This is a genomic window from Herbaspirillum sp. ST 5-3 (assembly GCF_004804275.1).
Classification (GTDB): Bacteria; Pseudomonadota; Gammaproteobacteria; order Burkholderiales; family Burkholderiaceae_D; genus Noviherbaspirillum.
Genome location: NZ_STGI01000003.1, coordinates 233002 through 245177 on the forward strand (window position 1 = coordinate 233002; position 12176 = coordinate 245177).

Genomic DNA, 12176 nt, shown 5'->3' on the forward strand with positions numbered 1-12176 from the left:
CGCAAATTTGATCAGGGGGGAAGCAGGGGTTTCTGGCTGACCTTGTATTTTTAGATAAGAAATGGGTAGTGGACGTTTTGGCAAGCTGGAGCCAGATTCTGCGATGTTGCCTTGTTGTCGCGATGTCGGCGTCTATCCGGTTGAGCTTCCCATTCTTTTGCCGTACAGTTGGCAGGGATAATATTCGTGCTGACAGCTGCGGCAATCGATCTCCTGTCGCACCCTGAGCCGGCCCTATTGATTCATCTCCTGACATAATGACCGTTTCCCAGACGCCGCAGCAACCCACCCTCGATAATCCGGACCAAGTTTTACAACAGGCGGCGAATTTCCATCAGGCTGGTCAGCTCGATGAGGCGGAAGTCCTCTATCGACGCCTCCTGGCTGCGAACCCGGGCCATCCTGATGCTAATCACAATCTGGGGATCCTCGCGATCCAGCGCCAGCAAGCGGATGCAGGTGTGCTGTATTTCAAGGCGGCGCTCGACGCGCGCCCGGAAGAAAGCTTGTTCTGGACCAGTTACATCGATGCCCTGATCCGTACCGGACAGCAGGATTTGGCGCGCCAGGTGCTGGAACTTGGTATGCAGCGGGGATTGGCCGGAGAAGGCGTTTTGCGCTTGGCTGAGCGACTTGCGATGGCCCAGGAACAGCAGGCCGTTCCGGCTGTCAGGCAAGAGCAGGCCCGGCAGGCAGGAAGAAAGGATCCCGGACCGCAGGAAATCAACGCCTTGATGTCATTGTTCAATCGCGGCCGATTCGGCGAGGCGGAAACGCTCGCGAAGTCATTTACCTTGCGCTTTCCCCGTTCCGGATTTGGCTGGAAGGCTTTGGGAGCGGTGCTGCAACTGCAGGGCAGGACGAAGGAAGCCATCGCGCCCATGCAAACCGCGGCGCAGCTGCTGCCTGGCGACGTGGAGGTACTCAGCAACCTGGGGGCGGTGCTGCACGCCGAAGGCCGTTTCTCAGAGGCGGAGGCAAGCTTGCGCCGCGCAATCAAGATCAAGCCAATCGACGCGGAGGCGCACAACAACCTTGGCAATAGCCTGAAGGGACTGGGGCGCTTGCCCGAAGCGGAAGCGTGCTTTCGCAAGGCAGTGCAGATCAAGCCGAATTATGCGGATGCGTATTGCAATCTGGGTGCGATGCTGCAGGATCAGGGGCGCTTGTCGGAAGCGGAAGTCTGCCTGCGTCGCGCGCTGGAACACAAGCCCGATTACGCGGAAGCGCATAACAATCTTGGCAATGTGCTTAAGGATCGGGGGCTCTTGTCCGAGGCAGAGCAAAGTTTCCGGCAGGCGCTGGAGCTCAAGGCGGATTATGCGGAAGCGCATTGCAATCTTGGCGTGACGCTGCAGGACCAGGGGCGGCATGCCGAGGCCGAAGCAAGCCTGCGCCGCGCGCTGGAACTCAAGCCGGACTACGAAGACGCGTTCAGCAACCTGCTGTTCGTGCTGAACTATGCGCCGGACAAGAGCGCGGAAACGATTTTCGACGCCTATCGGGAATACGACGCGCGCTTCGGCAAGCCGCTGCAGGGCGAGTGGCAGGCCCACGGCAACAGCCGCGACACGCAGCGTCGCCTGAAGGTGGGCTACGTCTCGCCGGATTTCCGGCGCCATGCGGTGCGCCACTTCCTCGAGCCCTTGCTGGCGCATCACGACAAGACCGCATTCGAATTGTATGCGTACGCGGAGCTGTCGGTGGAGGACGAAGTGACGGCACGCTACCGTGGCTATGTCGACCACTTCATCCCGACCGGCGGGATGGGCGATGCGGCACTGGCGGAGCGCATTCGCGCCGACGGCATCGATATCCTGGTGGACCTGGCGGGCCACACTGCACGAAACCGGCTGGGCGTGTTTGCCCGCAAGCCGGCGCCGGTGTCGCTGTCGTGGCTTGGGTATGGCTACACCACCGGCTTGAGTGCGATCGATTACCTGCTGACCGACAACGTGAGTGCGCCGCCGGGAAGCGAGCACCTGTTCTCGGAGCAGCCGTGGTGGGTGCCGGTGCCTGGCTATGCGTACCGGCCGGCGGAAGGCATGGGCGAAGCCGGGCCGCTGCCCGCGCTGCAACGCGGCCATGTCACCTTCGGCACGCTCACGCGCGCGGTGCGCATCAACCATCGCACGATCCGTGTGTGGTCAGAGATATTGAAGCGTGTACCAGGATCAAGGTTGGTGATTGACAGCGGCAACTTCATCGATCCTGCGATGCAGGAAGCGCTGGCGGTGAAATTCGGGGTGCATGGCATTGACCGCGAGCGTCTGTCGATCGGCTATCACACGCCGCCATGGGATGTGCTGCGCGCAGTGGACATCGGGCTGGACTGCTTTCCGCACAATTCCGGTACGACGCTGATCGAAACGCTGTACATGGGGATTCCGTATGTGACGCTGGCGGGGAGGCCGAGCGTGGGGCGCCTGGGCAGCACGATCCTGGAAGGCGCGGGGCATCCGGAATGGATTGCCGGATCGGAAGAAGAATACGTGGACAAGGCGGTGGCGCTGGCATCGGACCTGCCGACACTTGCGGCATTGCGGGCAGGTTTGCGCGGACAGTTGCAGGCGAGTGCGCTGATGGACGAGGCTGGTTTTGCACGCAAGGTCGAGACAGCGTATCGCGCCATGTTCGAGAAATTCGCAGGCAAGGATGCCGCAGCACCGATAGCAGAGTGCGATCCTCATGAAATCAATGCGCTCATCGGAATGTTCAACCAGGGAAGACTCAGTGAGGCTGAGACACAAGCACGTTCATTGACAGAGCGCTTTCCGGATTTGGGATTCGGATGGAAAGCACTCGGCGCTTTGCTGCAATTGCAGGGACGCATTGAAGAAGCATTGCCACCCATGCAAAGAGCTGCGCTACTGTTGCCGGAGGATGTCGAGGCGCAAAGCAATCTCGGTGTGACCCTGCAAGCCCTCGGGCACATTGTCGAAGCAGAAGCCAGCTATCGGGCGGCGCTGCGGCTTCATCCCGGTCATGCCGACGCGCATTGCAATCTTGGCGTCATTCTGCAAGAGCAGGGCAGGCACGAGGAGGCGGAAGCCTGCCTGCGCCGCGCGATCGAACTCAAGCCGGACTACCCGGCGGCGTATTACAACCTCGGTAACAGCTTCAAGGACCGTGAGCAACTGCTCCAGGCCGAGCAGTGTTTCCGGCAGGCGCTGGAGCTCAAGCCGGACTATGTGAAAGCGCATTGCAACCTTGGCGTGACGCTGCAGGACCAGGGGCGGCATGCCGAGGCCGAAGCAAGCCTGCGCCGCGCGCTGGAACTCAAGCCGGACTACGAAGACGCGTTCAGCAACCTGCTGTTCGTGCTGAACTATGCGCCGGACAAGAGCGCGGAAACGATTTTCGACGCCTATCGGGAATACGACGCGCGCTTCGGCAAGCCGCTGCAGGGCGAGTGGCAGGCCCACGGCAACAGCCGCGACACGCAGCGTCGCCTGAAGGTGGGCTACGTCTCGCCGGATTTCCGGCGCCATGCGGTGCGCCACTTCCTCGAGCCCTTGCTGGCGCATCACGACAAGACCGCATTCGAATTGTATGCGTACGCGGAGCTGTCGGTGGAGGACGAAGTGACGGCACGCTACCGTGGCTATGTCGACCACTTCATCCCGACCGGCGGGATGGGCGATGCGGCACTGGCGGAGCGCATTCGCGCCGACGGCATCGATATCCTGGTGGACCTGGCGGGCCACACTGCACGAAACCGGCTGGGCGTGTTTGCCCGCAAGCCGGCGCCGGTGTCGCTGTCGTGGCTTGGGTATGGCTACACCACCGGCTTGAGTGCGATCGATTACCTGCTGACCGACAACGTGAGTGCGCCGCCGGGAAGCGAGCACCTGTTCTCGGAGCAGCCGTGGTGGGTGCCGGTGCCTGGCTATGCGTACCGGCCGGCGGAAGGCATGGGCGAAGCCGGGCCGCTGCCCGCGCTGCAACGCGGCCATGTCACCTTCGGCACGCTCACGCGCGCGGTGCGCATCAACCATCGCACGATCCGTGTGTGGTCAGAGATATTGAAGCGCGTACCAGGATCAAGGTTGGTGATTGACAGCGGCAACTTCATCGATCCTGCGATGCAGGAAGCGCTGGCGGTGAAATTCGGGGTGCATGGCATTGACCGCGAGCGTCTGTCGATCGGCTATCACACGCCGCCATGGGATGTGCTGCGCGCAGTGGACATCGGGCTGGACTGCTTTCCGCACAATTCCGGTACGACGCTGATCGAAACGCTGTACATGGGGATTCCGTATGTGACGCTGGCGGGGAGGCCGAGCGTGGGGCGCCTGGGCAGCACGATCCTGGAAGGCGCGGGGCATCCGGAATGGATTGCCGGATCGGAAGAAGAATACGTGGACAAGGCGGTGGCGCTGGCATCGGACCTGCCGACACTTGCGGCATTGCGGGCAGGTTTGCGCGGGCAGTTACAGGCGAGTGCGCTGATGGACGAGGCTGGTTTTGCACGCAAGGTCGAGACAGCGTTTCGCGACATGTTCGAGAAATTCGCAGGCAAGGGAGCAGAGCCCGCCACGGCGGGGAGGTTTGCTTCAGCACCACCGCGCAAGACCGGTGGCAAGGAGCCGGGGCCAGGCGAGATCAATGCCCTCGTCGGACTGTTCAATCAAGGCAGGTTGGCCGACGCCGAGGCGCTGGCACGTTCCCTCACCAAGCGATTTCCGCAGTTTGGTTTCGGATGGAAAGCGTTTGGCGCAGTGCTTCAGATGCTCGGCAGGATCGAGGATGCCGTGGCACCCATGCAGAGGGCGGCGCAGTTGCTGCCTCGGGATATCGAGGTTCACAGCAATCTGGGTGTTGCATTGCAGGCCTGCGGCCGTTCGGCAGAAGCAGAAGAGACCTTGCGTCGCGCGCTGAAAATCAATGCTGGCGATGCCGAAACGCATAACAATCTTGGTAATGCGCTGAAAGGCATGAGCCGACTGAAAGATGCAGAGGCGAGCTATCGCTCCGCCATCCGGCTGAAACCTCGCTATGCCGATGCGCATTGCAACCTCGGCGCGGTGTTGCATGCGATGGGACGGCTTGCGGATGCCGAGGCTTACCTGCGCCAGGCGCTGGAACTTCGGCCCGACTATGCCGTTGCGTACTTCAATCTCGGCAATGTGCTCAATGCACAGTATCGGATCGTCGAGTCGGCGCAGTGTTACCGACATGCCGTGGAGCTTGATCCGAAGTATGCGCAAGCGCATCGGGCGCTGTCCTTGAGGATGGCATATTTGTCCGATTATCGCGAAGTGGTTGCTGAAAGTGACATTGCACAACAACTCAAGCCCGATGATCCAGAGGCATGGGAGCAGCGGCTTTACGCATTTTCTTATCATCCGGATTTGTCCGCCGAACAGATTTTCAGTGAATTCGCGCACTGGGGAAGCCGTTTTGCCCCGCCGGTTGTCGACTTCTCAACCCATGATCGAAACCCCGCGCGACGTTTGCGTATCGGTTACGTTTCCCCTGATTTCCGTCGCCATACCTCGCGCTTTTTCTTCTGGCCTTTCTTTTCCAATCATGACCGCACCGCATTCGAGCTGTACGCGTATTCCAACGTCGAGCGGGAGGATGAATTTACCGGGCAATTCAAGGAGCTGTTCGACCATTGGCGCGATATTCGAGGCGTGAGTGACGACCAGGCCGCGAAAATGGTACGCGACGATCATATCGACATCCTGGTCGATTGCTGCAATCACATGATGGACGACCGGCTTGGCATTTTTGCACGCAAGCCGGCGCCGATCCAGGCGACATGGCTCGGCGCCGCGTGGACGACTGGATTGAAAACCGTCGATTATGTTCTGTCGGATCCTTACATGGCACCGGAAGGTACGCTGACGAGCGAGACCATCGTTCGCCTTCCGCATTTTTTCGTCGCCTTCAATCCACCGGAAATAACCGCAGAAATTGTTGCACCCCCATGCATCCGCAACGGCTTTGTGAGTTTTGGCTACTCCGGACGCAGCGAACGGCTGAATCATCGCACCTTCCGTGTATGGGGCGAGATTCTGCAGCGCTTGCCGTCGGCCCGACTGATACTCGATTTCGCTCCGTTTGCTGATCCTGCGACGCAGGAATACTACAGAACGTTCATGTCCGGGTTTGGCGTTGATACCTCCCGAGTTATCATGCGCAAGAGCGCGAACATCTTTGAGGGGCTGAACGAATTCGACATTTTGCTGGATTGCTTCCCGCATAGCGGCGGTACCATGCTGTTCGACGCGCTCTGGATGGGCGTTCCCGCCTTGACAATGCCCAGCCGTCCCCCGGTCGGGCGTATCGGAACCAGCCTGATGATGAACCTGGGCTTGCCGGAGTGGGTGGTGACAGACGAGAATGATTATATTGACAAAGCTTGCGCGTTTGCCGGCGAGCCGCAAAGACTGACGGAGCTGCGCACGGGAATGCGCGACCGCATGCGCGCTTCTCCGGTGATGGACGGAGCAGGATTCGCGCGTGGCGTTGAGGACGCATATCGAAGGATGTTCAGGGCATGGAGCGAGAAAAACCAATGAAAGCCGTTATTCTTGCAGGGGGGCTCGGCACCCGGATCAGCGAAGAGACCGTGCTCAAGCCGAAGCCGATGATCGACGTGGGCGGCAAGCCGATCCTGTGGCACATCATGAAGATCTATTCCCACTACGGCATCAACGATTTCATCATTTGTCTCGGTTACAAGGGATACATGATCAAGGAATATTTTGCCAACTACTTCATGTACATGTCGGATGTGACCTTCGACATGGCTTCGAACAAGATGAAGGTGCACCAGAACAGCGCGGAGCCGTGGCGCGTCACGCTGGTGAATACCGGCGACAACACCATGACCGGCGGACGCCTGAAGCGTGTCCGGAAATATCTCGATAACGACGACTTTTGCCTGACGTACGGCGATGGCGTTGCCGACATCGATATCGGTGCGCTGACAAGGTTTCACAAGGAACACGGCCGATTGGCGACGGTAACGGCGGTGCAGCCGCTCGGCCGCTATGGCGCGCTTGAGATGGAGGGCCATGTCGTCAACGGATTCATGGAAAAACCGCGAGGCGACGGCGGCTGGATCAACGGTGGCTTTTTCGTGCTGTCGCCCAAGGTGATCGACTACATCGAGGGAGATCAGACTTCATGGGAACTCGATCCTCTGGAGCGACTGGCAAGCGAGAGTCAGCTTGCTGCGTACCAGCACCGCGGTTTCTGGCAGCCCATGGATACCTTGCGGGAAAAGAACCAGCTTGACGCACTCTGGAACTCCGGCAGCGCGCCCTGGAAGGTCTGGGATGATGCTTGAATTCTGGCGCGGCAAGCGCGTGTTCCTCACGGGCCATACCGGCTTCAAGGGGAGCTGGCTTGCATTATGGCTGCATCGCCTCGGGGCGCATGTCATGGGGTTTTCGCTGGAGCCGCCGACGCAACCCAATCTGTTCCAAATTGCGAGTGTGTATGACGGCATTACCGATTTGCGAGGAGATATTCGCGACCTGGAAACACTGAAATCGGCGATGTCAACCCAGCGTCCCGAAATTGTGATTCACATGGCGGCGCAATCCCTGGTCCGTCCCGCCTATGCACAGCCGGTGGAAACCTACGCAACGAACGTCATGGGTACCGTACACGTGCTTGAGGCGGCGCGTCAAGCCGGCGGAGTGCGCGCCGTGCTGGTCGTCACGACGGACAAGTGTTACGAGAACAGGGAGTGGGCCTGGGGATATCGAGAAAACGATCCCATGGGCGGGCATGATCCGTACTCGAGCAGCAAGGCTTGCGCCGAACTCGTGACTGCCGCGTATCGCCGATCTTTCATGAATGATGGTGTTGCAGTCGCTTCCGCGCGTGCCGGCAACGTCATCGGCGGCGGCGACTGGGCACAGGACCGCCTGCTGCCCGACATGATGCGCGCTGCAATCGACGGGTGTGCCGTTTATATCCGCAACCCGGGCGCCATTCGCCCATGGCAGCACGTACTGGAGCCGCTGTCGGGCTATCTTGCGCTGGCTGAGCGTTTGTACACGGACGGCACGCAATATGCGGAAGGGTGGAATTTCGGGCCAGCCGAGGACGATGCGAAAACGGTGGAATGGATCGCCGGACAAATTGCCGCATTGTGGCCGGGCATGGGATGGGAGAAGGACGCCGGCGTGCATCCACATGAGGCACAGTATCTGAAACTCGACTGCTCAAAGGTGCGCGCGTATCTCGGTTGGCGTCCGCGGCTACCTCTTGCCGCCGGCCTGGACTGGACCGTGCAGTGGTACCGGGCTTATCAGGCGGGTGCCGACATGCGCACATTGACCGAGCAACAGCTCGAGGACTATCAAGCACTGATAAAGGCCATGGGATGACGCACACTTGTCGTTTTTGCGGCGCGGGACTACGCGATTCCTTTTGCGACCTCGGAATGTCGCCGCTGTCGAATTCCTACGTCGCAGAAGACGGCCTGCAGAAGATGGAACCGTTTTTCCCATTGCATGCCTATGTATGTGCCTCCTGCTTCCTGGTACAGCTTCCGGAATTTGAAAGCCCGCAGCATATTTTCAGCGACTACGCTTACTTCTCCTCCTATTCCGACAGTTGGCTCGCACACGCGCGCAAGTACACCGAAACGGTGATTGCGCGCTTCGGTTTCAATACGAAGCATCAGGTCATTGAAATTGCCAGCAACGATGGTTATCTGCTGCAGTACTTCAAGGAAAAGGGGGTCCCGGTGCTGGGCATCGAACCCGCCGCCAATGTTGCTGAAGTGGCGCGCAAAAAAGGGATTCCGTCGCGCGTGGAGTTTTTTGGCCGGCAGTCGGCGCATGGATTGGTTCAGGAAGGGCTGCAGGCGGATCTGCTGCTTGGTAACAATGTGCTGGCGCATGTACCTGACATCAATGACTTCGTCGCTGGCATGAAGGTGGCACTGAAGTCCGACGGTGTCATCACCATGGAGTTTCCCCATCTGCTGCAACTCATGCAGCAGAACCAGTTCGATACGATTTACCACGAGCATTTCTCGTACCTCTCATTCACCACGGTCGAAAAGATCTTTGCGGCACACGGTTTGACTTTGTTCGATGTGGAGGAGCTGGGCACGCATGGAGGTTCCTTGCGCATCTACGGCCGTCATACCGCCGACGAGAGCAAAGCGGTGATGCCGGCTATCGACGATTTGCGGCGTCGCGAAGCGGAATGCGGCCTGACGGACATGGCGGCATATGCCGCCTTTTCCGAGCAAGTGTGCGAGACCAAGCGTGCACTGCTGGCATTTTGCATCGATGCGAAACGTGCCGGAAAGCGCATTGTGGGCTACGGCGCCCCGGCGAAGGGCAATACGCTGCTGAACTATTGCGGCATCCGCCAGGATTTTCTGGACTATACCGTCGATCGCAGTCCGCACAAGCAGGGCCGTTATCTGCCCGGCACGCATATACCGATCCATTCACCGGACAAGATCAGCGAGACCAGGCCGGATTATGTACTGATTCTGCCGTGGAACCTGAAAGAGGAAGTCCTCGCGCAGATGGCGCATGTGCGTTCATGGGGAGGCAGGTTTGTCGTGCCGATTCCCCGTGTCGAGGTGATTGAATGAAGTTCACGCCCTTGCGACTGTCGGGTGCCTTCCTGATCGAGCCGGAGCCGCTTGCGGACGAACGCGGTTTCTTTTCGCGCACCTTTTGCGCGCACGAATTCGCGGAGCACGGACTGGAGACATCGCTGGTCCAGTGCAGCATTTCATACAACAAGTTGAAAGGCACCTTGCGCGGCATGCATTATCAAAAATCGCCGCACGAGGAAGCAAAACTGGTTCGCTGCACGATGGGCGCGATCCACGATGTGATCGTCGATCTGCGTCCCGATTCCCCGACTTGCAGGCAGTGGACCGCAGTGGAGCTGAATGCGGAAAACCGCAGTGCGCTGTATGTCCCGAAAGGTTTTGCGCATGGATTCCTGACACTGGTCGACGACACCGAGGTTTTCTACCAGATGTCGGCATTCTTTCATGCGGAATGCGCTGCCGGCGTGCGATGGAACGATCCGGTTTTCGCAATCGATTGGCCGGCGCAGGTCCAGGTTATTTCGAGCCGTGACAACAGTTATCCGGGGTTTGATGCATGAAGCGCGTCCTGCTTACCGGCGCAACGGGATTTATCGGCGGTCATGTGCTGCCGCGCCTTGTCGCAAGCGGTTACGAAGTTCACGCGGTAAGCACCAAGGCGCCACGCCAGACTCAAGGCGTGGTCTGGCATCAGACGGACCTGCTTGATACCGTTGCGTCTGCACACCTCATGGAGACGATTCGCCCGACGCATCTCCTGCATCTTGCATGGTATGCCGAGCCTGGAAAGTTCTGGCGCTCACTCGAAAACTATCGCTGGCTGGAAGCCAGCATCGCGCTGCTGCGGTCTTTTCGAGAGCAGGGCGGCGAACGTGCGGTAATGGCGGGCACCTGTGCGGAATACGATTGGGATTACGGCTTCTGTTCCGAGACGGTCACGCCGAAGCGGCCGGCAACACCGTATGGCGTTTGCAAGAATGCCTTGCAAGAAGCCTTGAGCAGTTTTTCAGGCGAAACCGGCATGAACAGTGCCTGGGGACGCATATTTTTTCTGTATGGGCCGGGCGAGAATCCATCGCGACTGGTGGCCTCCGTCGTCGGTGCGCTGCTCCGCGGAGAAACAGCGCGCTGCACGCACGGGAGCCAGATTCGCGATTTCCTGCATGTGGACGATGTCGCCGACGCCTTCGCCGCATTGCTGGCCAGCGACGTGCGCGGCGCGATCAACATCGCATCCGGGCAAGCACGGACTTTGCGTGAAATCGTGAACTTTGCTGCCGATTGTATCGGTGCAAGGGATAAGGTAAATTTTGGGGCAATTCCCGCTCCTGATAACGAACCGCCCCTACTAGTGGCGGACGTTCGCCGATTGAGCACGGAGTTGAACTGGAAGCCGCGCCTTGACCTGCAAGCCGGCATGGCGCAGACCGTCAAGTACTGGCAGGGAAAGGGCGAAAAATGACGCGCTCCCATACCTGTCCCGTCTGCGCAAGCGGCGAGGCACATCGTTTTCTTAGGCGTGTATCGGTGCCTGTGCATCAGAACCTCGTGTTGCCAACAAGGGAAGAAGCGCTTAGGGCTCCGCGCGGCGACCTGGATCTTTATGTTTGCCAAGTCTGCGGATTTGTCTTCAATGCCGCATTTGATGGCAGCAAGCTTGCCTACGGCGCGGATTACGACAACACGCAATCTCATTCGCCGTATTTTGCCAGGTACATGGCCGACCTGGCCGGACATCTTGTACGTGACGCCGGGGTGCGTGACTGCAGAATCGTGGAAGTCGGATGCGGCAAAGGGGTATTCCTACGCATGCTGGTTGCCGATTCCGTTTCTGGAAATAGCGGCATCGGATTTGATCCGAGTTACGCCGGACCATTGGTCGATCTCGACGGGCGCCTGCGGTTCGAGCGACGCTTTTATGATGAGGCATGCGCCGACGTTCCGGCGGATGTCGTCGTTTGCCGACATGTGATCGAGCATGTGCCGCAGCCACTGGAATTGCTGCGCGCCGTCAAGCGTGCGTTGCGCAACGCCGTAGCTCCCCGGATTTTCTTTGAGACGCCTTGCGTCGAGTGGATACTGCGCAATCAAGTGATCTGGGATTTCTTCTACGAACATTGTTCGCTGTTCACTGCGTCGTCCCTGCGCGCTGCATTTGAACAAACCGGTTTTGCTGTCCACGACGTGAAGCATGTGTTCGGCGGTCAGTATTTATGGCTGGAGGCGTCGCTGGGGGAAGAGCCGGAGGCCCTTGCAATGGAAGCCGGCGAGATCTCGCACTTGGCGCGCCAGTTCGCCGACGAGGACAGGCAGCTCCGCGATGAATGGCTCGCACGAATCAGCGGACTTATGTCGCAAGGAAAAGTCGCAATCTGGGGAGCCGGTGCCAAGGGAACAACCTTTGCACATATGATCGACCCTGACGGTGCAGGTATCGATTGCCTGGTCGACTTGAATCCGAACAAGCAGGGAAAGTTTGTTCCGGGCTCCGGTCATCCGATTGTTGGCATCGAGGGTCTCAAATCGCGCGGCGTGACGAGCGCAATCCTGATGAATCCCAACTATCGCGATGAAAATATGCGCTTGCTCGCAGCGGCCGGCATTGCGCTTCAACTCGTTGAATGAG

At 59.3% G+C, this 12176-nt stretch carries 7 protein-coding genes; all 7 read left to right on the forward strand.

Annotated elements, in window-relative coordinates; genetic code table 11:
* Positions 1–257: 257 nt before the first annotated feature.
* The 7 genes from E6W33_RS08075 (at position 258) to E6W33_RS08105 (ending at position 12175) form a co-directional block, all read left to right on the forward strand.
* A complete protein-coding gene (locus E6W33_RS08075; protein ID WP_136416236.1) occupies positions 258–6530 on the forward strand; it encodes a tetratricopeptide repeat protein in 6273 nt (2090 codons plus the stop codon).
* Positions 6527–7303, forward strand: a complete 777-nt coding sequence (rfbF, locus tag E6W33_RS08080) for a glucose-1-phosphate cytidylyltransferase (protein ID WP_136416238.1) — start codon at positions 6527–6529, stop codon at positions 7301–7303. Before E6W33_RS08075 ends, rfbF begins: the two co-directional genes overlap by 4 nt.
* Positions 7293–8354 carry a CDP-glucose 4,6-dehydratase gene (gene rfbG, locus E6W33_RS08085; RefSeq protein WP_136416241.1) on the forward strand — a complete coding sequence of 354 codons (1062 nt, stop codon included), beginning with the start codon at positions 7293–7295 and terminating at the stop codon, positions 8352–8354. The genes rfbF and rfbG overlap by 11 nt, the downstream gene beginning before the upstream one ends.
* Positions 8351–9583, forward strand: a complete 1233-nt coding sequence (locus E6W33_RS08090) for a class I SAM-dependent methyltransferase (protein ID WP_136416243.1) — start codon at positions 8351–8353, stop codon at positions 9581–9583. Before rfbG ends, E6W33_RS08090 begins: the two co-directional genes overlap by 4 nt.
* On the forward strand, positions 9580–10110 hold the full coding sequence (rfbC, locus tag E6W33_RS08095; RefSeq protein WP_136416245.1) for a dTDP-4-dehydrorhamnose 3,5-epimerase: 531 nt from the start codon (positions 9580–9582) through the stop codon (positions 10108–10110). Before E6W33_RS08090 ends, rfbC begins: the two co-directional genes overlap by 4 nt.
* Entirely contained in the window at positions 10107–11012 is a 906-nt protein-coding gene (locus E6W33_RS08100; protein WP_136416247.1) for an NAD(P)-dependent oxidoreductase, read from the forward strand. The genes rfbC and E6W33_RS08100 overlap by 4 nt, the downstream gene beginning before the upstream one ends.
* Before the next feature lie 86 nt (positions 11013–11098).
* Positions 11099–12175 carry a class I SAM-dependent methyltransferase gene (locus E6W33_RS08105; protein WP_211097262.1) on the forward strand — a complete coding sequence of 359 codons (1077 nt, stop codon included), beginning with the start codon at positions 11099–11101 and terminating at the stop codon, positions 12173–12175.
* Position 12176 lies beyond the last annotated feature (1 nt).